This is a genomic window from Neisseria sp. HMSC058F07 (assembly GCF_001810035.1).
Classification (GTDB): domain Bacteria; phylum Pseudomonadota; class Gammaproteobacteria; order Burkholderiales; family Neisseriaceae; genus Neisseria; species Neisseria perflava.
This window is the reverse complement of record NZ_KV799663.1, coordinates 130,727-154,512: the sequence shown is the minus strand read 5'-3', so window position 1 is coordinate 154,512 and position 23,786 is coordinate 130,727. Positions and strand designations below refer to the sequence as shown.

General features: G+C 50.8%; 24 protein-coding genes and 2 tRNA genes. 15 read left to right on the top strand and 11 right to left on the bottom strand.

The annotated features are described in order from the left end of the window. Window positions 1–59 precede the first annotated feature (59 nt). From HMPREF2696_RS00960 to HMPREF2696_RS00925, 8 genes are all read left to right on the top strand, one after another. Window positions 60–839 carry a DeoR/GlpR family DNA-binding transcription regulator gene (locus tag HMPREF2696_RS00960; RefSeq protein ID WP_070587505.1) on the top strand — a complete coding sequence of 260 codons (780 nt, stop codon included), beginning with the start codon at window positions 60–62 and terminating at the stop codon, window positions 837–839. Window positions 840–944: 105 nt separating this feature from the next. Next, window positions 945–2,633, top strand: coding sequence for a glutamine--tRNA ligase/YqeY domain fusion protein (locus tag HMPREF2696_RS00955; protein ID WP_070587503.1), 1,689 nt, complete (start codon window positions 945–947; stop codon window positions 2,631–2,633). 82 nt (window positions 2,634–2,715) lie between these two features. Beyond that, window positions 2,716–3,618 (top strand): DMT family transporter, encoded by a 903-nt coding sequence (locus tag HMPREF2696_RS00950; protein WP_004519553.1) that lies wholly within the window; start codon window positions 2,716–2,718, stop codon window positions 3,616–3,618. Between the two features lie 244 nt (window positions 3,619–3,862). Continuing rightward, complete coding sequence (gene rho / locus HMPREF2696_RS00945) at window positions 3,863–5,122, top strand: transcription termination factor Rho (protein WP_003680905.1); 1,260 nt, start codon at window positions 3,863–3,865, stop codon at window positions 5,120–5,122. Between the two features lie 56 nt (window positions 5,123–5,178). Then, entirely contained in the window at window positions 5,179–6,537 is a 1,359-nt protein-coding gene (locus HMPREF2696_RS00940; RefSeq protein ID WP_049336415.1) for a deoxyguanosinetriphosphate triphosphohydrolase, read from the top strand. Between the two features lie 132 nt (window positions 6,538–6,669). Next, window positions 6,670–6,746 (top strand) — tRNA-Arg (locus tag HMPREF2696_RS00935). A 12-nt stretch (window positions 6,747–6,758) separates the two neighbouring features. After that, window positions 6,759–6,833, top strand: a tRNA-Glu gene (locus tag HMPREF2696_RS00930). Between the two features lie 394 nt (window positions 6,834–7,227). Then, window positions 7,228–7,785: a hypothetical protein gene (locus tag HMPREF2696_RS00925; RefSeq protein ID WP_039862107.1), complete on the top strand. Its 558-nt coding sequence runs from the start codon at window positions 7,228–7,230 to the stop codon at window positions 7,783–7,785. 83 nt (window positions 7,786–7,868) lie between these two features. Here the strand turns inward: HMPREF2696_RS00925 and HMPREF2696_RS00920 are convergent, their stop codons facing one another. From HMPREF2696_RS00920 to HMPREF2696_RS00910, 3 genes are all read right to left on the bottom strand, one after another. Beyond that, on the bottom strand, window positions 7,869–9,179 hold the full coding sequence (locus tag HMPREF2696_RS00920) for an NCS2 family permease (RefSeq protein WP_004519556.1): 1,311 nt from the start codon (window positions 9,177–9,179) through the stop codon (window positions 7,869–7,871). Window positions 9,180–9,407: 228 nt separating this feature from the next. Continuing rightward, window positions 9,408–10,730 carry a tRNA (N6-isopentenyl adenosine(37)-C2)-methylthiotransferase MiaB gene (gene miaB / locus HMPREF2696_RS00915; protein ID WP_003684389.1) on the bottom strand — a complete coding sequence of 441 codons (1,323 nt, stop codon included), beginning with the start codon at window positions 10,728–10,730 and terminating at the stop codon, window positions 9,408–9,410. 73 nt (window positions 10,731–10,803) lie between these two features. Continuing rightward, window positions 10,804–11,199: a hypothetical protein gene (locus HMPREF2696_RS00910; RefSeq protein WP_049333912.1), complete on the bottom strand. Its 396-nt coding sequence runs from the start codon at window positions 11,197–11,199 to the stop codon at window positions 10,804–10,806. 198 nt (window positions 11,200–11,397) lie between these two features. Here HMPREF2696_RS00910 and hemL point away from each other — a divergent pair, with 198 nt between their 5' ends. Then, window positions 11,398–12,681 carry a glutamate-1-semialdehyde 2,1-aminomutase gene (gene hemL / locus HMPREF2696_RS00905; protein ID WP_049336068.1) on the top strand — a complete coding sequence of 428 codons (1,284 nt, stop codon included), beginning with the start codon at window positions 11,398–11,400 and terminating at the stop codon, window positions 12,679–12,681. An 84-nt stretch (window positions 12,682–12,765) separates the two neighbouring features. Here the strand turns inward: hemL and HMPREF2696_RS00900 are convergent, their stop codons facing one another. Continuing rightward, entirely contained in the window at window positions 12,766–13,230 is a 465-nt protein-coding gene (locus tag HMPREF2696_RS00900; RefSeq protein WP_003680896.1) for a universal stress protein, read from the bottom strand. A 186-nt stretch (window positions 13,231–13,416) separates the two neighbouring features. Here HMPREF2696_RS00900 and HMPREF2696_RS00895 point away from each other — a divergent pair, with 186 nt between their 5' ends. From HMPREF2696_RS00895 to rpmG, 6 genes are all read left to right on the top strand, one after another. Continuing rightward, the gene (locus tag HMPREF2696_RS00895) at window positions 13,417–14,193 is read left to right on the top strand and encodes a tRNA threonylcarbamoyladenosine dehydratase (RefSeq protein ID WP_003748819.1); all 777 of its coding nucleotides are present in this window, start codon (window positions 13,417–13,419) and stop codon (window positions 14,191–14,193) included. 10 nt (window positions 14,194–14,203) lie between these two features. Beyond that, a complete protein-coding gene (locus tag HMPREF2696_RS00890) occupies window positions 14,204–14,671 on the top strand; it encodes a hypothetical protein (RefSeq protein ID WP_036492987.1) in 468 nt (155 codons plus the stop codon). A gap of 92 nt (window positions 14,672–14,763) precedes the next feature. Next, window positions 14,764–15,666, top strand: a complete 903-nt coding sequence (locus HMPREF2696_RS00885) for a segregation and condensation protein A (protein ID WP_070587500.1) — start codon at window positions 14,764–14,766, stop codon at window positions 15,664–15,666. Continuing rightward, window positions 15,663–16,991 (top strand): branched-chain amino acid transport system II carrier protein, encoded by a 1,329-nt coding sequence (gene brnQ, locus HMPREF2696_RS00880; protein ID WP_070587497.1) that lies wholly within the window; start codon window positions 15,663–15,665, stop codon window positions 16,989–16,991. The genes HMPREF2696_RS00885 and brnQ overlap by 4 nt, the downstream gene beginning before the upstream one ends. A 250-nt stretch (window positions 16,992–17,241) precedes the next feature. Further along, the gene (gene rpmB, locus HMPREF2696_RS00870) at window positions 17,242–17,475 is read left to right on the top strand and encodes a 50S ribosomal protein L28 (RefSeq protein ID WP_002216391.1); all 234 of its coding nucleotides are present in this window, start codon (window positions 17,242–17,244) and stop codon (window positions 17,473–17,475) included. A gap of 30 nt (window positions 17,476–17,505) precedes the next feature. Next, window positions 17,506–17,661 (top strand): 50S ribosomal protein L33, encoded by a 156-nt coding sequence (rpmG, locus tag HMPREF2696_RS00865; protein ID WP_003684373.1) that lies wholly within the window; start codon window positions 17,506–17,508, stop codon window positions 17,659–17,661. A 227-nt stretch (window positions 17,662–17,888) separates the two neighbouring features. Here the strand turns inward: rpmG and nqrM are convergent, their stop codons facing one another. The 7 genes from nqrM to HMPREF2696_RS00830 form a co-directional block, all read right to left on the bottom strand. Beyond that, a complete protein-coding gene (nqrM, locus tag HMPREF2696_RS00860; protein WP_070587495.1) occupies window positions 17,889–18,110 on the bottom strand; it encodes a (Na+)-NQR maturation NqrM in 222 nt (73 codons plus the stop codon). 17 nt (window positions 18,111–18,127) lie between these two features. After that, window positions 18,128–19,198: an FAD:protein FMN transferase gene (locus tag HMPREF2696_RS00855; protein WP_070587494.1), complete on the bottom strand. Its 1,071-nt coding sequence runs from the start codon at window positions 19,196–19,198 to the stop codon at window positions 18,128–18,130. A gap of 132 nt (window positions 19,199–19,330) precedes the next feature. Continuing rightward, window positions 19,331–20,548 carry an NADH:ubiquinone reductase (Na(+)-transporting) subunit F gene (gene nqrF / locus HMPREF2696_RS00850; RefSeq protein ID WP_003748808.1) on the bottom strand — a complete coding sequence of 406 codons (1,218 nt, stop codon included), beginning with the start codon at window positions 20,546–20,548 and terminating at the stop codon, window positions 19,331–19,333. A gap of 13 nt (window positions 20,549–20,561) precedes the next feature. Continuing rightward, complete coding sequence (nqrE, locus tag HMPREF2696_RS00845; RefSeq protein ID WP_003684365.1) at window positions 20,562–21,155, bottom strand: NADH:ubiquinone reductase (Na(+)-transporting) subunit E; 594 nt, start codon at window positions 21,153–21,155, stop codon at window positions 20,562–20,564. Between the two features lie 3 nt (window positions 21,156–21,158). Next, window positions 21,159–21,785, bottom strand: coding sequence for an NADH:ubiquinone reductase (Na(+)-transporting) subunit D (locus HMPREF2696_RS00840; protein WP_036493003.1), 627 nt, complete (start codon window positions 21,783–21,785; stop codon window positions 21,159–21,161). After that, entirely contained in the window at window positions 21,785–22,561 is a 777-nt protein-coding gene (locus HMPREF2696_RS00835; protein WP_003748805.1) for a Na(+)-translocating NADH-quinone reductase subunit C, read from the bottom strand. Before HMPREF2696_RS00835 ends, HMPREF2696_RS00840 begins: the two co-directional genes overlap by 1 nt. After that, the gene (locus HMPREF2696_RS00830; protein WP_049323895.1) at window positions 22,554–23,786 is read right to left on the bottom strand and encodes an NADH:ubiquinone reductase (Na(+)-transporting) subunit B; all 1,233 of its coding nucleotides are present in this window, start codon (window positions 23,784–23,786) and stop codon (window positions 22,554–22,556) included. The genes HMPREF2696_RS00835 and HMPREF2696_RS00830 overlap by 8 nt, the downstream gene beginning before the upstream one ends.

Below are 23,786 nucleotides of genomic sequence, written 5' to 3'. Positions count from 1 at the left end.
AAAAAGGCCGTCTGAAATATTCAGACGGCCATTGGTTTATCCCTACAAAGCGAAACGCTATGAAACCCAAAATCCAAAGACACGAACATATCCTCACCCTTGTCCGCGAACATAACTTCATGACGGTGGAAGAGTTGGCGGCGAATTTGGATGTTACGCCGCAAACCATACGCCGCGATGTGCAGGAGTTGAGCGAGACCGGACAGCTCAAACGCTATCACGGCGGCGCATCTTTGGGCGACGTTTCAGTCGTAACGGCAGGGCAGGAGCGGCGCAACCATCAGCAGCAGGAAAAAAACGCCATTGCCCAATTGATCGCTTCCACCATTCCCGACAATGCCTCGCTCTTTATCAGCATCGGCACCACCATGGAAGCCGTTGCCGCCGAGTTGGTCAGACAGCGTAAAAACCTGCGGATTATCACCAATAATATCTACGCCGCCTCTATCACTGCGGCGCGTACCGACTACACGGTCATCATCGCTTCCGGTGTGGTCCGCCCGTTGGACGGCGGTATTACCGGTGTGGCGACCGTCGATTTCATCAACCAATTCAAAGTCGACTATGCCATCATGAGTACCCACGGCATAGAAAACGACGGCTCGCTTTTGGATGACGATTACAAGGAAGTCAGTGTCATGCAGGCGATGGTGAACAATGCACGCGTGCGCTATCTCGGCGTCGACCACAGCAAATTCAACAGCAATGCCTTGGTCAGACTGGGCGATATCGGCGCATTCGATAAGCTGTTTACCGACCGCCCACCATCCGCCGCCATGCAGAAAACCCTAAACGAGCGCGGCGTGGCGTGGCAGATTGCCGACCCTGTATCAAAGTAGCCAAGTCGGGTACAATTGAGCCATCATTCCATTCCTTTCAGACGGCCTGATTGAATGCTCAGGCCGTCTGAAAACAGAAAATCATTTTCCCATCAAAGAAATATTATGTTGAATAAAGACCAATTCGCGGACAACCACTTTATCCGCACCATCATCGAAGAAGACCTTAAAAGCGGTAAACATACAGCCATCCAAACCCGTTTCCCGCCCGAGCCGAATGGCTACCTGCACATCGGCCACGCCAAATCCATCTGCCTGAACTTCGGTTTGGCTTATATTTATGATGGTTTGTGCAACCTCCGTTTTGATGATACAAACCCTGAAAAAGAAAACGACGAATACGTCAACGCCATCAAAGAAGATGTTGAGTGGCTCGGTTTCCATTGGGCGGGCGAGCCTCGTTTCGCATCCAACTATTTTGACCAGCTCTATGATTACGCCGTCGGTTTAATCAAAGACGGCAAAGCGTATGTCGATGATTTGACGCCCGAAGAAATGCGCGAATACCGCGGCACACTCACCGAAGCAGGCAAAAACAGCCCTTACCGCGACCGCAGTGTCGAAGAAAACCTCGACCTGTTCACACGCATGAAAAACGGCGAGTTTCCAGACGGCAGCAAAACCCTGCGCCTGAAAATCGACATGGCTTCAGGCAACATCAATATGCGCGACCCCGTCATCTACCGCATCCGCCGCGCCCATCACCACAACACCGGCGACAAATGGTGTATCTACCCGATGTACGACTACACGCATTGCATTTCCGATGCCATCGAAGGCATCACGCATTCCTTGTGTACGCTCGAATTTGAAGCACACCGTCCGCTGTACGACTGGGTGTTGGACAACATTCCTGCGCCGCACGCCACCCGTCCGCGCCAATATGAGTTTTCGCGTTTGGAGCTTTTGTATTCCATCACGTCCAAACGCAAGCTGAACCAACTGGTTTCAGACGGCCACGTTGCCGGCTGGGACGACCCGCGTATGCCGACCATTTCCGGTATGCGCCGCCGTGGTTACACGCCCGAAGGCCTGCGCCTGTTTGCCAAACGCGCCGGTATTTCCAAATCTGAAAACATCGTCGACATGAGCGTGTTGGAAGGCGCGATTCGTGAAGAGTTGGAGAACTCTGCGCCACGCCTGATGGCGGTTTTGAATCCGCTCAAAGTGACCCTGACCAACTTTGAAGCCGGCAAAACCCAAAGCCGCCGTGCCGCGTTCCATCCGAACCACGAAGAAATGGGCGATCGCGAAGTACCTATTTCACAAACCATCTACATCGAAGCCGACGACTTTGCCGAAAATCCGCCCAAAGGCTTCAAACGCCTGGTTCCCGGCGGAGAAGTGCGTTTGCGCCACGGCTATGTGATTAAGTGTGATGAAGTAGTAAAAGACGAGGCAGGCAATGTGGTTGAACTCAAATGCAGCATCGACCACGATACCTTGGGCAAAAATCCCGAAGGCCGCAAAGTTAAAGGCGTGATTCATTGGGTTTCTGCCGAACACGCCGTCGAAATTAAAGTCCGCCTGTACGACCGCCTCTTTACCGTCGAGCGTCCTGATGCCGTGCGCGGCGAAGACGGCAACTATCTGCCGTTTACCGATTTCCTCAATCCAGAATCCATCAAGGAAATCACTGCCTACGCCGAACCTGTCGCAAAAGATCTGCCGGCAGAAAGCCGTTGGCAGTTTGAACGCATCGGCTACTTCGTAACCGACCGCAAAGACCACAGCAAAGACATGCCGGTGTTTAACCGCACGGTGACGCTGAAAGATTCTTGGCAGCCTAAGTAATCTGTTTGCAGTCGCTATATTGAAGGCCGTCTGAAAACTTGAAATCCGGTTTTCAGACGGCCTTTGTCGATAAAGGGATAAGATGGAACGTTATTCTGTACATTTGAAACTGCTGGGAATGGCGGTGTTGTGGGGTGCGTCTTGGCCGATGGGGCGGATGTTGGGGCAGTCGCTGCCGCCGCTGACGGGCGGGGCGGTTCGGTTTGTCTTGGCTTCGGTTTTGTTGTTGGGCTGGTTGTTTGCGCGCAGCAGGTTCGCGACTTTGGCGGCTTTGTCGGCGCGGCAATGGCTGGGTTTGACGGCAGCCGCTTCTGTTGGCGTGTGCGGTTATGCGGTGTTTTTTATGCTGGGTTTGCAGACTATGCCGGCAGGCAAGGCGGCGGTAGTCGTGGCGGTGAATCCGGTATTGACACTGCTGTTGGCAACTTGGTTTTTCGGCGAGCGTTTAAATGTGAAGATTTTGGCGGGTATGCTGCTGGCGGTCGGCGGTGCCATTATGGTGGTAACGCAAGGGCAGCCGTTGACAGTGTTATCGGGCGGCATCAAGGCAGGAGAGTGGCTGATTTTCGGTTGCGTGGTTTGTTGGGCGGCTTATACTTTAATTGGTCGCGCGGTTTTGCGTGGGATAGATGTGCTGACGGTAACGACGGCAACGTCGTTCATTGGTGCGTTGATGTTGTCGGTGGTGGCGTTGTGGACGGACGGAATGCCGTTTGAGGCGATAGCGGCAATGGATGGGCGAGGCTGGACAGCCTTGGCGTGGCTGGTCATCGGCGCGACGGTATTGGCCTACGCGTGGTATTTCGAAGGCGTGAAGACTTTGGGTGCAGGCAGCGCGGCGGCGTATATTACGCTCGTGCCGATTTTCGGTGTGCTGTCTTCGGCGTGGTTTTTGGGCGAACCGCTGCATATTTCGCTGGTTGCGGGCTGTGCGGCAGCGGTCGGCGGCATGACGCTGATGCGGTACGGGCAAAAGGCCGTCTGAAGTTGGGTAAATACTCGGATTTTGGTCGATAGGGTTGCGATTGCCAAGCTGTTGCCGGCCATAATCTTATTGCATGGTAAGATTATAGTCTCGGCTCAGTGTTCGATTTAAAAATTTGACACCCTGCCTCCAACTGCCTAAAATTCAACTTTCTCAAAAATCTACCGTATCCTGCGGCACGATTTCATACTTTCAGACGGCCTTTGTGCCATCTCTCTGATACTATTCAAAATATATCAATACTATGCACGTTTCAGAACTCCAAACCCTCCACATTTCCAAACTCTTGGAAATGGCAGAAGAACATGGCATTGAAAACGCCAACCGTTTCCGCAAACAAGACCTCGTTTTTGCCATCGTCCGCCAGATGATGAAGCAAAATGTCAGCTTTACCTGTTCCGGCACACTCGAAATCCTGCCCGACGGCTTCGGTTTCCTGCGCAGCGCAGATACTTCTTACCTTGCCGGTCCTGACGATATTTATGTTTCGCCCACGCAAATCCGCCGCTTCAATCTGCACACCGGTGACACCATCGAAGGCAGCGTGCGCGTACCTAAAGACAACGAACGCTATTTCGCACTTGTCCGCCTCGATACCATCAACGGCGATCAGCCTGAAGTCTGCAAACACAAAATCCTCTTTGAAAACCTCACGCCTTTATTCCCAACCGAACAATTCAAACTTGAGCGCGACATCAAAGCCGAAGAGAATCTGACCGGCCGCGCTATCGACTTGGTTTCCCCAATCGGTAAAGGCCAACGTGCATTGTTGGTGGCGCCGCCTAAAACCGGTAAGACCGTGATGTTGCAAAACATTGCCCACGCTATTACCGCCAATTATCCCGATGTCGAGCTGATTGTCCTGTTGATTGACGAGCGTCCGGAAGAAGTGACCGAAATGAGCCGTTCTGTACGCGGCGAAGTCGTTTCCTCTACGTTTGATGAACCGGCGCAACGCCATGTACAAGTGGCCGAGATGGTGATTGAAAAAGCCAAACGTATGGTTGAACACAAAAAAGACGTGGTCATCCTGCTGGATTCGATTACCCGTTTGGCGCGCGCCTACAATACCGTTGTGCCGACTTCGGGCAAAATCTTGACCGGCGGTGTCGATGCCAACGCCTTGCACCGTCCGAAACGCTTCTTCGGCGCAGCGCGTAATGTGGAAGAGGGCGGTTCGCTTACCATTATTGCGACAGCGCTTGTTGAAACCGGTAGCCGCATGGACGACGTGATTTACGAAGAGTTCAAAGGCACGGGCAATATGGAATTGCACCTTGACCGCCGTATGGCCGAAAAACGCCTGTTCCCGGCCATTAGTATCAATAAATCCGGTACGCGCCGCGAAGAATTGCTGGTGCCGAACGATCAGTTGCAACGCATGTGGCTCTTGCGCAAATTCCTGCATCCTATGGACGAAATCGAAGCGACCGAGTTTTTGGTGGGCAAACTCAAAGACTCTAAAAATAACGACGATTTCTTTGAATTGATGCGCGGTAAATAAGCATAAGGCCGTCTGAATATGTTTCAGACGGCCTTTACTTTGCTTGAGGAACCTTTATGACCATCCGAATGAATTGGCAAAACTTATTATCCACCCAACGCTTCCGTACTAAAAACGGCGAAATCGTGCCGACCGTTACCCCTTCGACTCAAGAAGGTGCCGATGCCTTGCGTACGGATTTTCACATCGACTACGACCGGGTTGTTTTTTCCGGAGCCTTCCGCCGCCTTGGCCGTAAAACACAGGTGCATCCGCTGGCGCAACATGACTTGACGCACAACCGCCTGACGCACAGCGTTGAAGTTGCCAGCGTGGGCAGGAGCTTGGGCAACCGCGTGGGCGTGATGTTGCATAACGGCGGTTTTCTGCCGCAGGGCAATACGCCCAGCGATATTGGTGCCGTGGTGCAGGTTGCCTGTTTGGCTCATGATTTGGGCAATCCGCCGTTTGGCCATACCGGCGAAGATGCTTTGCGTGATTGGTTCAGACGGCCTGAACATCAAATTTATCTGAACACATTAAACGAAGCGGAACGCAACGATATTCAAACCTATGAAGGCAATGCGCATAGCCTGCGTATCGTCGCCAGCCTTGAAATGTATCCGGAGGCAGGCGGAATGCGCCTGACTGCGGCAGCCATCGGCGCATTGCTGAAGTATCCGTGGACAACGCAACATCCAAACGGCAGAAAGAAATTCAATATTTATCAAACCGAGTTGCCGTTTATCCGTCAAGTTGCCGACGAATTGGGGCTGGTTTCCGCGGGAGTAGACAGCTGGGCGCGCCATCCTTTGTCTTATTTGATGGAGGCTGCCGACGATATTTGCTATGCCTTGCTGGATTTGGAAGATGCCGTCGAATTGGATTTGCTCACGGATACGGAAGTAGAAAGTATTTTGTCCGAGCTGACCTTCGCCGAAAGCGCATGGCACGCCAGCTCCAGCCGTCAGCGTTGCGCCATGTTGCGCGGCATTGCGATCGGCAAGGCGATTGATGATGTCGCGCAAACCTTTATGCTGCATCAGTCCGACTTGTTGGACGGAACATTCAAAGGCAAAGACCTGCTTGCTCTGTGCAGCCCGCAAGTGCAAAACACTTTGGCAAAAGCGAAAGAATTGGCACAAACACGGATTTTCCGCCATCACACCAAGCTCTTGACCGAGATTGCCACGTTCCCATGCTTAGGCTCCATCTTAGATTTGCTCGTCCCTGCCGCCTATGCCCTGATTGCAGAAAAACAGTTAGCAACGCGTCAGTCTTTGGCGTTGGAATTATTGAAAAAGCACAATCCGATTCTTCCTGAAGACAGTCTGTATCAGGCCTATATGAAGATTTTGGATTTTGTCGGCGGCATGACCGATAACTCCGCCGCTAAAATGGCGCAGGATTTGTCAGGAGTAGGGATTTTACGTTAATTTTATATTGTTTAACTTCAATTGGTTAAATAAAAATATAAAAAGTTTCTGTGAAAAGAGTAGACAGGCTTTAGTAAAGCCTATATCATTCGGTCTTCTTGATTCACAACGCACTTGCGAAGTGATGAGGATGCACCCGTAGCTCAGTTGGATAGAGTATCTGGCTACGAACCAGAGGGTCGGGCGTTCGAATCGCTCCGGGTGCGCCACAAGATTTATCCGCGCCCATCGTCTAGCGGTTAGGACATCGCCCTTTCACGGCGGTAACCGGGGTTCGATTCCCCGTGGGCGTGCCAGTTTTCAAAAAAAACGCAATCTGTTTCAGATTGCGTTTTTTTATTGCATTTACTGTTTGTGTTCTAAGGCCGTCTGAAATGCTCAGCAACTCAAGAGACAGAAGTGTGTAAAATCAATTGCCCTGAATTTTGTCATCTCTATGCGCTTTTCAATCTCATTTTACCATTGTCAAAACCCGATTTATTGACAACAGTATTCATCTTAAGAGTTCCTAAACCTGAATTTACATGATTTCATATTTATAATTTCTTGATTTTAGAAAATAAAAATATTTATTTGAACTTTTCTTAAAAAATGCCGTCTGAGATAAAGACAAGACGGAATATCTCTGTTAATGTGTAAATGTCAGCCGGCGTTTGCCGGTTTTTTATTGAAACCATTTGGGAGTCAATTATGAATATGAATGTTAAATTAATCGTTCCTGCCGTTTTGGCGGCTGTTGCCCTGACTGCATGTAGCAGCGGTTCTAAAGCTAAACCTGAAGCTAAAGCTGCGCCTACTGCGCAACAACAAACTCAAGCTCAGGCTCAACAAGCTCAAGCTCCAGTACCTAATACTTTGAAAGTAGACTCTATCGACGGTACTAAAGAAGTTCACTACAAATGCGGTAAAGACGGCAAAGAGCCTCTGAGCGTAATGTATGGCTTCAAAGGCAACGAAGTTGTTGCTGCACAAGTAAAATACAAAGGCCAAGTAACTGAAAACCTGTTCCGTATTACTGACAGCAGCAAAGATGTAAACGCATTCTGGGGCGGCAATGTTGCTTGGATTGCTGAAGCAGCCACTGCAGCCAACGTGGACAAAGTTGATGGCAACATGCTGACTATCCGCGGTACTACCGAAGTAAATGGCAAACAAGAAGTGGTTGACCAAATCGCTACCCGTTTCTGCGCATTGGACAAAGGCGCGAAAGCTGCCGCTAAACCAGCTGCTAAAAAAGTGAAAAAATAATCTTTTACCGACAGCTTTAAACGCTGGGTAAAATAAAACAGGCCGTCTGAAAAGTTTTCAGACGGCCTGTTCTTTTGAGCAGTTTAACCCAAGAACCAGAATTTCAATGCCCACAACACGGCGACAATCCATACCATAGGCGGTACGTCTTGAGTGCGGTTGCACAAGAGTTTGATGAGTGCATAGCTGATAAAGCCAAACGCAATACCGTCGGCAATCGAGTAGGTAAACGGCATGAAGACGATGGTCAGGAATGCCGGTGCGGCTTCGGTCATGTCGTCCCAATCGATTTCACGCGCGCTGCGCAACATTTGCGCGCCAACATAGAGCAGGGCGGGTGCGGTAGCGAATGCAGGAATGCTTTGAACCAGCGGGGAGAAAATCAGACAGGCAAGCATCAGTACGCCGACGGTAACGGCAGTCAGGCCGGTACGGCCGCCGGCAGAAACGCCTGCCGCGCTTTCAACGTAAGGGGTGGTAGAAGAAGTACCCAAGGCGGCGCCTGCAACGATGGCGGTAGAGTCGGCAAGCAGGGCGCGTTTCAAACGCGGCAGTTTGCCGTCTTGCAACAGGCCTGCGCGGTGGGAAACGCCGACCAATGTGCCGGTAGAGTCAAACAGGTCAACCAGGAAGAATACAAAAATCACGCTGACCATGCTGACGGTGAATAAGCCTTTGAAGTCCATCTGCATGAATGTTGGTGCAATGCTCGGAACTTCGCCGACCACGCCTTTGAACTCGCTCAAGCCCAAGATGGTGGAGACGGCGGTCAGCGTTAGAATGGTAATGATGATAGAGCCTTTAACGCGGAAGTGGCCAAGTGCAACCACCATGACAAAGCCTGCCATCGCCAGCAGGGCGGTGGGCTGGTGGATGTCGCCCAAGCCGACCAATGTGGCAGGATTAGCCACAATCACGCCTGCGCCTTTGAGTGCAATCAATGCCAAGAAGAGGCCGATACCTGCGGCAATCGACATTTTCAAGCCCATAGGCAGGGCGTTGACCAGCATTTCGCGTACTTTAAAGAAGCTGAACAGGATGAAAATAATGCCTGAAATGAAAACGGCACCCAAAGCCACACGCCAGTCCACGCCCATGCCTTTGACGACGGCAAAGGTAAAGTAGGCGTTCAAACCCATGCCCGGAGCGAGGGCAATCGGGTAGTTGCCGACAAAGCCCATCACGAAACAGCCGATGGCGGAGGCGATACAGGTGGCCACAAATACTGCGCCCATATCCATGCCGGTTTCGCCCAAAATCAGGGGATTGACGATGATGATGTAGCACATGGCGAGGAAGGTTGTCACACCGGCCATAATTTCCGTGCGGACGTTGGTCTGATTGGCGTTGAGGTTGAATAATCTTTCCAAAACGCTTTGATTTGAAGAACTCATTTCGAGATATTCCTTTGGGGAAAGCCGTTTAAGGACGGTATCAGCGGGTTTAACTGCCGGAAGCTCGGATTTGCTCCTTAACTTCTCAACAGATAAGGGAATTTTCGGGCGGTATTATACTGAAAAGCCTTTTGTTCGGGTAATAAAAATACATGAATCAGATAATGCCGGGCCAAGCCAAGATAAAGGCCGTCTGAACAGTTTCAGACGGCCTTTGTTTGTGTGTGCTTATACCGGTTTGCCTTTCAGGGAGAAGGTGTAGGCTTCGGTGATTTCCAAATCGATCATTTGGTTGATCATGTCGGGTGTGCCGGTAAAGTTGACCACGCGGTTGTTGGCGGTACGGGCTTGCAGTTGGTCAGGGTCTTTTTTGGAGATACCTTCAACCAAGCAGCGTTGAACCGTGCCGATCATGGTTTGATTGATGCGCGCGGTTTCGGCTTCGATGACTTCGTTCAAAGCTTCGAGGCGGCGCACTTTTTCTTCGTGCGGCGTGTCGTCGTGCAGGTTGGCGGCAGGCGTACCTGGGCGCGGACTGTAAATAAAGACGAAGCTCAAGTCGAAGGCAATGTCTTTCACCAGTTTCAAGGTTTGCTCGAACTCGCGCTCGGTCTCGCCCGGGAAGCCGACGATAAAGTCGGAGCTGAGGCACAAATCAGGACGGATGGCGCGCAGTTTGCGGATGATGGATTTGTATTCCAAGGCGGTGTAGCCGCGTTTCATTGCGCTCAATACGCGGTCGGAACCGCTTTGAATCGGCAGGTGCAGGTGGGAAACCAGCTTCGGCAGGTCGCGGTAGCACTCGATAATCGCGTCGGTAAATTCGCGCGGATGGCTGGTGGTAAAGCGCAGGCGTTCGATGCCGGGGATTTCGTGGACGATGCGCAACAAAGTGGCAAAGTCGCAGATTTCGCCGTTTTCCATTTCGCCGCGATAGGCATTGACGTTTTGGCCTAAGAGGTTGATTTCTTTAACGCCTTGTTGCGCCAAACCGGCAATTTCGGTCAATACGTCGTTGAGCGGGCGGGAGAATTCTTCGCCGCGGGTATAAGGGACGACGCAGTAAGAGCAGTATTTGGAACAGCCTTCCATAATGGAAATGAATGCCGAACCGCCTTCTACGCGCGCAGGCGGCAGGTGGTCGAATTTCTCGATTTCGGGGAAGGAAATGTCGATTTGAGACAGACCGGTGGTTTCTTTATCGACGATGAGTTTGGGCAGGCGGTGCAGCGTTTGCGGGCCGAAAACCACGTCCACATACGGAGCGCGTTTGACGATGTTCTCACCTTCTTGAGAGGCAACGCAGCCGGCAACGCCGATGATGAGGTCGGGATTTTTTTCTTTGAGCGGACGTACGCGGCCTAAGTCGGAGAAGACTTTCTCTTGCGCTTTTTCACGCACGGAGCAGGTGTTGAACAAGATGATGTCGGCGTCGTCAGGTTGGGTAACCTGCTCGATGCCGCCGTGTTCTTCGGCGAGGACGGACAGCATTTTTTCGCTGTCGTACTCGTTCATTTGGCACCCGAAGGTGCGGATAAATACTTTTTTCATGGTTTGTTTTGATTGACTTGCTTGTTGTAAAAGGGTTCAGACGGCCTGTGCAATACTCTGGTCGTCTGAAAAATTATTCTTCCGCCTTTTTCTGCTTTTTGGCGTGTTCGATGAACCTGTCGGCCTCGGCGTCGGTCAAAATCCAGATTTCGCGGACGAGGCGGCTTTCTTCGTTGTATTTGAACGCAACGGCTTTGCCGGTTTGATTCAGCAGGCGGCCCATGGGGATGAAACGGTCGTTTTCATCGTGGATTTTGGTGAAGCGGGTGATTTGCAGTTTGGCTGCGTTGCCGTCCACAATGCCCAAGGTCAGCAGGCGCGTCCAAGAAAAACCGCCTTTGCTGACTTTCAGATAAGGCAGATCGACGGTTTTTAAAACGGCCACATCCATATCGTCAGGCAGGCTGCGTTGTGCATGGACGAGGGAGGACGCCAAAAGGGCGAGGCTGAGTATGAATCCGCGTAACATGATGCTTTTCTTTTATTGTTTCAATAGGTCGCGGATTATAGCACAAGCAGGAAAAATATGGATAGAGTGTTTGTTTTTAAAGAATAATTTTGATTTTGCGCCCGATTCTTATTTTGAAGCCTGGGCCGTCTGAAAAGGATTTGGTGTTAAAATGGCATCGATTTGATTTTCAGACGACCTCTTACGAAAGAATTGACCATGAACCGTAATGAAAGCTTGTTCAACCGCGCCAAAGCCATTATTCCCGGCGGCGTGAACTCTCCTGTGCGCGCATTCGGCAGCGTCGGCGGCGTACCGCGCTTTATCAAAAAGGCAGAAGGCGCGTATGTTTGGGACGAAAACGGCACGCGTTATACCGACTATGTCGGCTCTTGGGGCCCTGCGATTGTCGGCCATGCCCATCCCGAAGTCATTGAAGCCGTGCGCGAAGCAGCATTGGGCGGTTTGTCGTTTGGTGCGCCGACTGAAGGCGAAATTGTCATTGCCGAAGAAATCGCTAAAATCATGCCGTCCGTCGAGCAGCTGCGCCTTGTCAGCTCCGGCACGGAAGCAACGATGACCGCCATCCGTCTGGCACGCGGTTTTACCGGACGCGACAAAATCATCAAGTTTGAAGGCTGCTACCACGGCCATTCCGACAGCCTGTTGGTGAAAGCAGGCAGCGGTCTGCTGACGTTTGGCAACCCTTCTTCCGCCGGTGTGCCTGCCGACTTTACCAAACACACTTTGGTACTCGAATACAACAATATCGCCCAACTGGAAGAAGCCTTTGCCCAAAGCGGCAATGACATTGCCTGTGTGATTTTGGAGCCTTTTGTCGGCAATATGAATCTGGTTAGGCCGTCTGAAGCCTTTGTCAAAGCCTTGCGCGAATTGACTGAAAAACACGGTGCCGTGTTGATTTACGACGAAGTGATGACCGGTTTCCGCGTGGCGCTGGGCGGTGCGCAATCTTTGCACGGCATCAAGCCTGATTTGACCACCATGGGCAAAGTGATCGGCGGCGGTATGCCTTTGGCGGCGTTCGGTGGCCGTAAAGACATTATGGAATGTATTTCCCCGTTGGGCGGCGTGTATCAGGCAGGCACATTGTCCGGTAATCCGATTGCGGTTGCGGCCGGTTTGAAAACGCTGGAAATCATTCAGCGCGAAGGCTTCTATGAAAACCTGACTGCCCTGACCCAACGCCTCGCCAACGGTATTGCCGACGCGGCTAAAGCGCATGGCGTTGAATTTACGGCGGACAGCGTGGGCGGTATGTTTGGTTTGTATTTTGCCAGCCATACGCCGCAAAACTATGCCGACATGGCGCGTTCCAATATCGACGGTTTCAAACATTTCTTCCACGGTATGCTCGACCGCAATGTCGCATTCGGCCCGTCAGCTTACGAAGCCGGTTTTGTTTCCGCCGCGCATACGCCTGAGCTGATTGACGAAACCATTGCTGTGGCACACGAAGTGTTCAAAGAAATGGCAAAATAAAAGCTGAAGTTGTCATGTGAAAATGAAAAAAGGCCGTCTGAAAAATATTCAGACGGCCTTTCGCTATTTTAAATAAATGCTTGATTATGCTTCTTCAGCTTTGCTGCGGATAATCAGCAGAGGCAGGTGGCTTTGACGCATTACGGTCTCGGCGAAGCTGCCCATCAGCAGGTGCATCAGGCCGGTGCGGCCGTGTGTGCCGAGTACCAACAGGTCTGCGCCGTTGTTGTCGGCGTAGTCAACCAAGTCTTGCGCCATTTCGCGCGCGCCTTTGTTGGCAACCAACAGGTGTTTCACGATGTTTTCAACGCCGCTTTCACGCGCTGTTTTTTCTGCGAAATCCAAAACTTCGTTACCTTGAGCCACTGCGGCGGCTTCGTAGCTTTCGTGTTGCAGGAATTCAGGAGCCAAAGCCATGTATTCTGCAGGGTTGGCAACGTGAACCAAAGTCAGTTGGGCTTTGTTGAGGCTTGCCAGTTCGGCGGCATGTTTCAATGCATTGAGGGAGGTCTCGCTACCGTCAACGGCTACAACCAGATGTTTGTACATATTCATTCTCCTTTTGCGCCGAGTAGCGGCACTTTCGTTTAATATGAAATCAGAACTTGTCTGAATGTGAAACGATTATAAACTCTTTCGGGCAGGTACAACAGCCCATCTGCTTTCAAGTATAATGTCTGTCCGAATCGCCTGTCGCGTTTTTCATTAATTTATTGATATATCACAAGGTTGCTTATGCAGGACGCTGCTTTTCTTTCTTCGCGCCGCTTTGGCGGTATTGCCAGACTTTACGGAGACGAAGCGCTGGCGCGCTTTTCGCGTGCGCATGTGTGCGTGGTCGGCGTCGGCGGCGTCGGCTCGTGGGCGGTGGAGGCGTTGGCGAGGAGCGGCATCGGTCGTTTAACGCTGATTGATTTGGACAATGTTGCCGAATCCAATGTCAACCGCCAGTTGCACGCTTTGACCGATGATTTCGGTAAGGCAAAAGTTACCGCTTTGCGCGAACGCATTGCCCAAATCAATCCGCAATGCGAAGTGACGGAAATCGAAGATTTTGTGACGGAAGATAATCTGGACGAGCTTTTCAGACGGCCTTTTGACTTCGTCATCGACGCCATCGACCAAATCCGTGTCAAAGCGGCGATGGCGGCGTATTTCGTGCAACATAAACAACCGTTTATTATCAGCGGCGGCGCGGGCGGACAGAAGAATCCGGCGTTGATTCAAACCGCCGATTTGAGCCGCGTTACCCACGATCCGCTGCTTTCCAACTTGCGCTACACCTTGCGCAAACGCTACGGCTTCAGCCGCGATACCAAAGAAAAAATGCGCGTGCCTTGCGTTTATTCAACCGAGAATATTACGCCGCCGCAATCCGGCGAAGCGTGTTCGACCGATGCCGCGCCGCAAGGTTTGTCCTGCGCGGGCTATGGCGCGAGTATGCTGGTGACGGCTTCGTTTGGGTTGTATTGTGCGCAAGCTGCGGTGGAGCATATCGCAGGGCGGAAGTGAGGGGTAGGAAATGGGTAAGAGCCGATTTTTTAAAGCCTACTTTATCGCCAGTCTGATTTATGCGGTATGGTTCGGCGTGTTGATGTATGCCGTCGATCCGATGTTTCTCGATGTGATGGAATGCAATACGCTGCCCGGCGATTATTTGTGTGTGCAAAGCGGTTATACCCGCCCGTTCACCACTTTTCTTTATCCGTTTCTGTCCATCGTGATCTTCAGTCTTGTGCACGCCGGTATCATGAAATGGCGCAAACGCCGCTCGGTTAAAATGATTTGGTTTTTGGTCGGCTGCGAAAGTTTGCTGTTGTCGGCTTTGATGGTGGCGATGCTTGCGAGGGATGGTTTTGTGTTGTCCCGAGATATTGGTTCGGTACTGACGGGTACAGTTTTCGCCAGTCTGCCGCTGTTGGGCATGGCCTTGGCGCAGACCTTTGCCGTCGCCATTGTTTCTTTGCAAATCAATCGTAAAAACCGCTGATTTTTATATTAAAAACAGGTCGTCCTTGTTTCAGACGGTCTTTTGTTGATGAAACTTCTTACTAAACTTAAAAAGAAAAAGACCCTTTAACCATGCCTTCAGAACACCTTATTTCTTCCACTGCTGCAACGCCGTCTGAACATACCGTTGCGTGGGTGTTCGGTCAGCCTGTTACCGATGTGCCGCAGGATTTGTTTATTCCGCCCGATGCATTGAAGGTGGTATTGAGCAGCTTCCAAGGGCCGTTGGATTTGCTGCTGTACCTTATCCGCAAGCAAAATATCGATGTCCTCGATATTCCGATGGTGAAAATTACCGAGCAGTATCTGCACTATATTGCCCAAATGGAGGCATATCAGTTTGATTTGGCGGCGGAATACTTACTGATGGCGGCGATGTTGATTGAAATCAAATCACGCCTGTTGTTGCCGCGTCCTGAAGAAGTTGAGGATGAAGAGGCGGATCCGCGTGCCGAGCTGGTGCGTCGTCTGTTGGCTTACGAACAGATGAAACTGGCGGCTCAGGGTTTGGACGCGTTGCCGCGCGCCGGACGTGATTTTGCTTGGGCGTATTTACCGCTGGAAATTGCGGTCGAAGCGAAGTTGCCGGAAGTGTACGTTGCCGATTTGACGCAGGCTTGGTTGGGTATTTTGTCGCGTGCCAAGCATACGCGCAGTCATGAAGTGGTGCGGGAAACCATTTCCGTGCGCGCGCAGATGACGGCGATTTTGCGCCGTTTGAACGAAAGCGGCATCAGCAAGTTCAGCGATTTGTTTAAGCCGGAGCAGGGCGCGACATATGTGGTGGTCAATTTTATTGCATTGCTGGAATTGGCCAAAGAAGGCTTGGTGCGTATCGTACAGCCTGAAAATTATGGCGAAATCGAAATCAGCCTGAAAGACGGTTTGGAAACAAACGAAGCCGAAATGCTTTCAGACGGCCTTGAAGTCGATGAAACCGATAACGGTTATTTGAAAAAAGAGAATTTAAGATGAATTCGACGACAAGTCGCAGCAAGGCCTCTTTATGGGCGGTGGGCTTGATGCTGTTTGCGCTGTTTTTTGGCGCGGGTAACTTAATTTACCCGGCTTATTTGGGGCAGCAGGCCGGCGAAAACTGGCTTTCGGCAATGTTCGGCTTTTTGTTGACTGGGGCGGGGTTGCCATTGCTGGGCGTGATTGCCGTCGGCTATTCCGGCTCGCGCGATGTGGAAGCGCTGGCTTCCCGTGTTGCGCCTTGGTACGGCGTGACTTTTGCCGCCGCGCTTTATTTGGCAATCGGCCCCTTGTTTGCCATGCCGCGTACGGCAACGGTATCTTTTGAAACCGCCATCTCTCCTTTCATTGATGAATCTTGGAAAAGCATCGCATTGGCCGTATTCAGCCTGGTGTTTTTCGGCATGACTTATTGGCTGTCGATTTCTCCGGGGAAACTGGTTGACCGTATCGGTAAAATCCTTACGCCCGTTTTATTGCTGGCAATTGCAATATTGGTCGGCTATGCCGCTATTAACCCGATGGGTATGCCACAGACTGCACAAGGCGATTTTGCCACTCATCCGTTGGTTAAAGGTATTTTGGAAGGCTACGGCACCATGGACGCGCTGGCTTCGCTGGTGTTTGCCATTATCGTCATCGATGCCGTTCGCTCCATGGGCGTGGACAACCGCGCGGACTTGCTGAAGACAACGACGATTTCCGGTGTGTTGGCGGCTTCTTGTTTGGCAGTGGTTTACCTGTTTATCGGCTATATGGGCGCGACAGGTGTGGCCGGTATCGGCTTGCAGGAAAACGGTGCGTTGGTTTTGTCTAAAACCGCACAGCATTATTTCGGTACGGCCGGTATTGTGTTGCTTGGCGTCATGGTGCTGCTTGCCTGTCTGAGTACGGCGGTGGGTTTGATTACTTCATGCGCCGAATATTTCAACCGTCTTTGCCCGGGTATTTCTTATAAAGTCTTTGTAATACTGAATACGGTGGTGTCTATCCTGTTGGCCAATAAAGGCCTGTCAGCGATTTTACATTTTTCTATTCCAATGTTGATGCTGTTGTATCCGCTGACCATCGTCATCATTCTGCTGGCTTTGACGGATAAACTGTTTGGTGGCAGCCGTATTGTCTATTTTTGCACCATGATGGCGGCCCTTGTAGTCGGTCTGCTCGATGCCTATAAGGCCGCGTTTGGATTGGATGCCGACACCGCTGCCGCCATCGAGCGCGCATTGCCGTTTTACAATATCGGTTTGGGGTGGGTTGTTCCCTCTTTAGCCTGCTTTATACTCGGCTGCGTTTTGAATGCGGCGTTGAAGAAAAAAGCATGATGACAAGCAGGCCGTCTGAAATTTTCAGACGGCCTGTTTATTTCGCCGACCACGCAAACGACAGATGATTTTTTTAAAGAAATCCGTTATAATTGAAAAGTTAAGGCTTTGCGAGATACCGTTTCGCAGATGCAACATATTGAGAAGGTTTATTTCCACAAATCCCGTTTTTTCAGCAAACGACTTGAACTGAAGGCGGATTTCGTGGTATAAATCGCGTTTTACTATTTTAGAAGTTTGGAGACTAACCATGGCACGAGTTTGCAAAGTGACCGGTAAGCGCCCGATGTCTGGCAATAACGTATCACACGCCAACAACAAAACCAAACGTCGTTTTTTGCCTAACTTGCAATCACGTCGTTTCTGGGTAGAAAGTGAAAACCGCTGGGTTCGCCTGCGCGTTTCTAACGCTGCATTGCGCACCATCGATAAAGTAGGCATTGATGTCGTATTGGCTGATTTGCGTGCTCGCGGCGAAGCTTAATTTAAACACCATTAATTAAGGATTACTGCAATGCGCGATAAAATCAAACTGGAGTCCAGCGCTGGTACTGGTCACTTCTACACAACTACTAAAAACAAACGTACTATGCCTGGCAAACTGGAAATCAAAAAATTTGACCCAGTAGCCCGTAAACACGTTATTTACAAAGAAACTAAATTGAAATAATCCGGTTTCTTCCAAGAAAAAGCTCCTGTTTTGCAGGAGCTTTTCTTTTTGTTTCATGATTGGTTTTGGAGGGCTTGTTTCAAATGTGTATGCAAGATATTTTTGGATTGCTTTGGAAGAGGCAAAACAAAAGAGCGTGTATCCATTTGGATCACGCTCTTTTGTTTTTCAGACGGCCTGATGGGGGATAAACAGCCTTGAGTTATGAATAGACATTCAACAAAGACTTAATGATCGACCTTGATGTCTTGATTGTCGGAATGTTGTTTTTTATCCAGCTCTTTTTGCAAAGTATCGCATGGCGTGTCGCAATCGCACATTTTCTTCATGCCGAGAGAGGAAATGCCGCCGCAGCTGCCTTTGATGGTGCGTTTAGAGAAAATATAGCCGACTGCCATGCCGAGGATGACAATGATAAAGATGCCGAAAGTCAGAAGGAGGGTTTTCATGTGTGTATTCCTGAAGGTTAGTTTAATAATTTCTTGAATGCGCTAGACATTTTAGTATGGTAGCCGCCTTGCGGGGTTCGGATGATAAGGAAAACGGCGAGATTTTCTTGCTCGGCAAGTTTAAGCGCTTCGGTTTCTCCGAGAACAAACAATCCGGTGGAAAGGCCGTCTGCAAGTGTGGCGTTTTCTGCTACTACGCTGATGGAGGCGAGGTTGTGGCTGATGGGTTGTTTGGTTTTAGGGTTGATGATATGGGAAAGGCGACGGCCTGACTTATCGACATGGAAAATGCGGTAGTCGCCGGATGTGGCCAGTGATTTATTGTCCAATGGAATGGTGATTTGAGTGGCGCCGCCTTGAACGATATTGGGTTGCTCGATGCCGATACGCCAAGGGTTGCCTTGCGCATTGTGGCCTTTGCCATGCAACTCGCCGCCGATTTCTACCAAATAATTACCGAGATTGAGTTTTTCAAGTTCGGCGGCGGTTTTATCCACGCCGAATCCTTTGGCGATGGAGGATAGGTCTAAATAGACTTCGGGATGGGTTTTGGCAAGTGTAGGCTGCTTTCCGTCTTGGGAAAGTTTGAGTTTGTCCGTACCGACCATTTCTGAAGCATGTTGGATTTCTTGTGCGGTTGGTTCATGTGTGATTTCTTTTTGCGGGCCGAATCCCCAAAGGTTGACCAAAGGGCCGACGGTTACGTCCAATGCGCCGTGCGTCAATTTGTTTAAACGCAAGGCTTCGCCGGTCACATAGGCAAAGTCTTGGGAAATGGGCATGGCCTGATTGACGGTACGCAGTTGGTTGAATTGGCTGATTTCGGAATCGGTCTGGTAGGTAGACATCTGCCGGTTGACTTCTTTAAGCGCGTCATCAATGCGTTTTTGTATTTCGGCAGGGGAGGGGAGTTTGTCTTGGCCGTCTGAAAGGTATTTGACGGTATAGGTTGTGCCCATGGTCTCGCCTTGCAGGGTGATGGTTTGTTGTTGTTTTTCAGGTTGGCAGGCAGAGAGTGTAAATGCGGAAAAGATGGCAACGGTGCAACCGATTATTGGACGGTAAAACGAATTGGAAAGAAACGGCATAAGGGATTTGCGGATTATTTTTTGAAGCCTTTATTGTATCGTAAAAGAAAGGTTCAGGCCGTCTGAAAGTATGATTTTCAGACGGCCTGGCAATAAAAAAGGAAGAAACCGAAGTTTCTTCCTTTTTGTTGGTTAGCCGCCGAAATCGTCCAAGAGGATGTTTTCGTCTTCCACGCCCAAGTCTTTGAGCATTTTGATCACGGACTGGTTCATGATTGGAGGGCCACACATATAGAATTCGCAGTCTTCCGGTGCTTCATGGTTTTTTAGGTGGTTTTCGTAAACCACGTTGTGGATGAAGCCTGTGTAGCCGTCCCAGTTATCTTCAGGCAATGGGTCGGACAAGGCGACGTGCCATGTGAAGTTCGGGTACTCTGCCGCGAGTTGGTCGAAGTCTTCGACATAGAACATTTCGCGTTTGGAGCGTGCGCCGTACCAGAAGGTAATCTTACGTTTGGAGTTCAAACGTTTCAGCTGGTCGAAAATGTGGGAACGCATCGGCGCCATACCCGCACCGCCGCCGATAAATACCATTTCGGCATCGGTATCTTTGGCAAAGAATTCGCCAAACGGACCGGAGATGGTTACTTTATCACCGGGTTTAAGCGACCAGATGTAAGAAGACATTTGTCCCGGAGGCGCATCGGGTACGCGTGGAGGCGGTGTGGCGATACGCACGTTCAGCATGATGATGCCTTTTTCTTCTGGATATGAAGCCATAGAGTAGGCACGCAGAATCGGCTCGTCCACTTTGGAAACGTATTGCCACAGATTGTATTTGTCCCAGTCTTCGTGGTATTCCTTAGGAATATCGAAGTCTTTGTAGGCAACAGTGTGCGGCGGGGCTTCAATTTGGATGTAGCCACCGGCGCGGAAAGGAACTTCTTCGCCTTCGGGAATGGCAAGTTTGAGTTCTTTAATGAACGTGGCTTTGTTGTCATTGGAGATGACAGTACATTCCCATTTTTTCACGCCGAACACTTCTTCCGGTACTTCGATGTCCATGTCGGTTTTAACGTTGACCTGACAAGACAGACGGCAGCCTTCGCGTGCTTCGCGTTTGCTGATGTGGGATAACTCGGTCGGCAGAATGTCGCCGCCGCCGCTTTTCACGACAACGCGGCATTGTCCGCATGAGCCGCCGCCACCGCAGGCGGAGGGAACGAAAATACCTTGGCTGGCAAGCGCACCCAGCAGTTTACCGCCGGCAGGCATCGTCAGCTCTTTTTCGTTATTAACTTTGATGGTGATGTCGCCTTCGCTCACCAACTTGGATTTGGCAAACAGAATCATCAGTGCCAAAACCAAGACGATGACGGTAAACATCACGATACCTAAAATAATCTCCATGCCGATTCCTTTCTTATAACTGGATGCCGGAGAACGACATAAACGCCATTGCCATCAGGCCGGCGGCGATAAAGGTAATGCCCAAGCCTTTGAGGCCTTTAGGGACATCCGAATATTTCATTTTTTCGGTAATGCCCGCCAAAGCGACAATAGCCAAAAGCCAGCCCAAGCCTGCGCCGAAACCGTATACAACGGACTCGCCGAAGTTGTATTCGCGTTGCGCCATAAACGATACGGCACCGAAAATCGCGCAGTTTACGGTAATCAGAGGCAGGTAGATACCCAATGCGTTGTAGAGGGCAGGGACGAATTTGTCCAAGAACATTTCCAAAATCTGCACCAAAGCAGCAATCACGCCGATGAAGGTGATGAATTTCAGGAAGGTCAAATCCACGCCTTCAACCAGTGCGCCGTCTTTCAGTAGCGAGTAAACCAGTTGGTTGGCAGGGACGGACAGGCCGAGTACGAAAGTGACGGCAACGCCCAAACCGAATGCGGTGGATACTTTTTTAGATACCGCCAAAAACGTACACATCCCCAAGAAGAAGGACAGTGCCATGTTTTCCAGAAAGACGGATTTTACAAAGAGGCTTAAGTAATGTTCCATGTGTTATTTCTCCGCCTGTTCAGGTTTCCAAGTGCGCAGACCCCATACCAAGAAACCGATGATGAAGAACGCGCTGGGAGCGAGCAGGAACAAGCCGTTGGTTTGATACCAGCCGCCATCTTGTACGGTTTGGAAAATGGTGTAGCCAAAGAGCTTGCCTGAGCCGATCAGTTCGCGGATGGTCGCGATGATGATCAACATCATGCCGTAACCTGCGCCGTTGCCGATACCGTCAACCAAGCTTTCCAGCGGCGGCTCTTTCATGGCGAATGCTTCGGCACGTCCCATCACGATACAGTTGGTAATAATCAGGCCGACGAATACGGAGAGCTGTTTGGACAGTTCATAGGCAAAGGCCTGAAGCAGTTGGTCAACCAGCGTTACCAAAGAGGCAACAATCGCCATTTGCACAATAATACGGATGCTGTTGGGGATGTAGTTGCGTACCAATGAGATGAAAAAGCTGGAAAAACCGGTTACCAAACTCACGGAAATACCCATCACGATGGCCGTCTGAAGCTTGGTGGTAACCGCCAAAGCCGAACAAATACCCAAAACCTGCAAGGCAATCGGGTTGTTGTCGATAAAGGGTGAAAACATCAAATATTTCAAGCGTTTCATGTCAGCCATTATTGTGCTCCTGCTGATTTCAATTTGTTCAGGTAGGGGATATAGCCGTTTTCGCCGAACCAGTAGGCGAACGAACCTTGCACGCCTTTAGATGTCAGCGATGCGCCGGAGAGGGCATCTACGCCGTGTTCTTTGTCCGAACTTGCGCCTTTGCCGACATGCAGGGCGAGTTTGCCTTGTTCGTCAAACAGTTTTTTGCCGACGAATTTTTGTTGCCACAACGGATTGCCGATTTCGCCGCCCAAGCCCGGGGTTTCGCCTTGGTCGTAGTAGGTGATGCCGTTGATGGTGTTGCCGTCGGGTTGGATGGCGACAAAGCCGTACATAACAGACCACAAACCGTTGCCGTGCATAGGCAGGATGATTTGGCTGACTTTGCCGTCATCGCCTTTTACCAGATAAACCTCGGTGTATTTGGCACGGCTTTTGATGCCGGCCAAATCGTCTTCGGGTTTGATTTGGATGCTTTGGGCAGGGTCTTTGCCTGCGATGCGCGCGCTGAAGTCTTTCGGCGCATCTTTCACGTATTCGCCGGTTGCCAAATCGACCACGCGTTGCTCGATACGCTCGGCAAAGGTTTTGCTGATGTCGGTGTTTTTATCCATCAAACCGGCTACGCTCAGGATATAGCCTTGTTTGTCTTGGAGTTTTTGTTTCTCTTGGATGGGTTTCAAGCCGACGACCGCACCGGCAACGATGATGGAACAAATCAGGCTGACAACCAATACCACAATCAGCGTGCCGCTGAAGCTGTCTTTATCGAATTTCTTAGCCATTGCTGCGCGCCTTTCTGCGTTTGATGTTCGCTTGTGCGACGAAATAGTCGAAAATCGGGGCAAACAGGTTGGCAAACAGAATCGCCAACATCATGCCTTCGGGGTAAGCAGGGTTGACCACGCGGATCAATACGCACATCACACCAATCAGCGCGCCGTACCACCATTTGCCGACATTGGTAAAGGAAGCGGAAACAGGGTCGGTCGCCATAAACAGCATACCGATGGCAAAGCCGCCGACAACCAGATGCCAATACCAAGGCATGCTGAACATCGGATTGGTGTCCGAACCGATGAAGTTAAACAGCGAAGACATGGCAATCATACCGATCATCACGCCGGCAATAATGCGCCAAGAAGCGATGCGGGCAAACACGATAAACGCGCCGCCGATTAAAAGCGCCAAAGTGGATACTTCGCCGATAGAGCCGGGCAGATTACCGATAAACGCATCCATCCAAGTGATGGATTTACCGGTAACGGCATTTTGCAGGCCGTCTGCACCGTGTGCCGCCCATTGAGCCAGCGCGGTTGCGCCGGAATAGCCGTCAACCGCCGTCCAAACGGTGTCACCGGTAATATTGGCAGGATAAGCGAAGAACAAGAAGGCACGACCTGCCAGCGCGGGGTTCATAAAGTTTTTACCCGTACCGCCGAATACCTCTTTCGCAACCACCACGCCGAAGGTAATACCCAAGGCGGCCTGCCACAGCGGCAGGGTAGGCGGAACGATTAAGGCGAACAAAATCGAAGTCACGAAGAAACCTTCGTTGATTTCGTGTTTGCGCACGGTGGCGAACAAGACTTCCCAGAAGCCGCCGACGATAAATACGGTTGCGTAAATCGGCAGGAAGTAAATTGCGCCGAACAGCATTTTGCCCAACACGCCCGCTTCAGACGACATATTGATGCCCAAAGCGTTGGCAAGGGCGTAATGCCAGTCGTTGGCGATATTTTGTTGCAGCAAATCAGGCGTTAACGCGCCGAATGCTTGTACGCCGACGTTGTACATACCGTAGAACATGGCAGGGAACAAAGCCAGCCACACCAAAATCATCATGCGCTTGGAGTCGAGCGCGTCGCGGACGTGGGCCGCTTTGCGCGTTACCGCGCCGGATGTATAGAAAATCGTCGCCGCAGCTTCGTAGAGGGCATACCATTTTTCATGTTTGCCGCCCGGCAGGAAGTGCGGTTCGATTTTTTCAAGAAAATGTTTCAAGCCCAT

Bases quoted from the DNA above. Each gene is read 5' to 3' on its own strand.
- HMPREF2696_RS00960 (WP_070587505.1), top strand. From the start codon at position 60: ATGAAACCCAAAATCCAAAGACACGAACATATCCTCACCCTTGTCCGC.
- HMPREF2696_RS00955 (WP_070587503.1), top strand. From the start codon at position 945: ATGTTGAATAAAGACCAATTCGCGGACAACCACTTTATCCGCACCATC.
- HMPREF2696_RS00950 (WP_004519553.1), top strand. From the start codon at position 2,716: ATGGAACGTTATTCTGTACATTTGAAACTGCTGGGAATGGCGGTGTTG.
- rho (WP_003680905.1), top strand. From the start codon at position 3,863: ATGCACGTTTCAGAACTCCAAACCCTCCACATTTCCAAACTCTTGGAA.
- HMPREF2696_RS00940 (WP_049336415.1), top strand. From the start codon at position 5,179: ATGACCATCCGAATGAATTGGCAAAACTTATTATCCACCCAACGCTTC.
- HMPREF2696_RS00925 (WP_039862107.1), top strand. From the start codon at position 7,228: ATGAATATGAATGTTAAATTAATCGTTCCTGCCGTTTTGGCGGCTGTT.
- HMPREF2696_RS00920 (WP_004519556.1), bottom strand. From the start codon at position 9,179: ATGAGTTCTTCAAATCAAAGCGTTTTGGAAAGATTATTCAACCTCAAC.
- miaB (WP_003684389.1), bottom strand. From the start codon at position 10,730: ATGAAAAAAGTATTTATCCGCACCTTCGGGTGCCAAATGAACGAGTAC.
- HMPREF2696_RS00910 (WP_049333912.1), bottom strand. From the start codon at position 11,199: ATGTTACGCGGATTCATACTCAGCCTCGCCCTTTTGGCGTCCTCCCTC.
- hemL (WP_049336068.1), top strand. From the start codon at position 11,398: ATGAACCGTAATGAAAGCTTGTTCAACCGCGCCAAAGCCATTATTCCC.
- HMPREF2696_RS00900 (WP_003680896.1), bottom strand. From the start codon at position 13,230: ATGTACAAACATCTGGTTGTAGCCGTTGACGGTAGCGAGACCTCCCTC.
- HMPREF2696_RS00895 (WP_003748819.1), top strand. From the start codon at position 13,417: ATGCAGGACGCTGCTTTTCTTTCTTCGCGCCGCTTTGGCGGTATTGCC.
- HMPREF2696_RS00890 (WP_036492987.1), top strand. From the start codon at position 14,204: ATGGGTAAGAGCCGATTTTTTAAAGCCTACTTTATCGCCAGTCTGATT.
- HMPREF2696_RS00885 (WP_070587500.1), top strand. From the start codon at position 14,764: ATGCCTTCAGAACACCTTATTTCTTCCACTGCTGCAACGCCGTCTGAA.
- brnQ (WP_070587497.1), top strand. From the start codon at position 15,663: ATGAATTCGACGACAAGTCGCAGCAAGGCCTCTTTATGGGCGGTGGGC.
- rpmB (WP_002216391.1), top strand. From the start codon at position 17,242: ATGGCACGAGTTTGCAAAGTGACCGGTAAGCGCCCGATGTCTGGCAAT.
- rpmG (WP_003684373.1), top strand. From the start codon at position 17,506: ATGCGCGATAAAATCAAACTGGAGTCCAGCGCTGGTACTGGTCACTTC.
- nqrM (WP_070587495.1), bottom strand. From the start codon at position 18,110: ATGAAAACCCTCCTTCTGACTTTCGGCATCTTTATCATTGTCATCCTC.
- HMPREF2696_RS00855 (WP_070587494.1), bottom strand. From the start codon at position 19,198: ATGCCGTTTCTTTCCAATTCGTTTTACCGTCCAATAATCGGTTGCACC.
- nqrF (WP_003748808.1), bottom strand. From the start codon at position 20,548: ATGGAGATTATTTTAGGTATCGTGATGTTTACCGTCATCGTCTTGGTT.
- nqrE (WP_003684365.1), bottom strand. From the start codon at position 21,155: ATGGAACATTACTTAAGCCTCTTTGTAAAATCCGTCTTTCTGGAAAAC.
- HMPREF2696_RS00840 (WP_036493003.1), bottom strand. From the start codon at position 21,785: ATGGCTGACATGAAACGCTTGAAATATTTGATGTTTTCACCCTTTATC.
- HMPREF2696_RS00835 (WP_003748805.1), bottom strand. From the start codon at position 22,561: ATGGCTAAGAAATTCGATAAAGACAGCTTCAGCGGCACGCTGATTGTG.
- HMPREF2696_RS00830 (WP_049323895.1), bottom strand. From the start codon at position 23,786: ATGGGCTTGAAACATTTTCTTGAAAAAATCGAACCGCACTTCCTGCCG.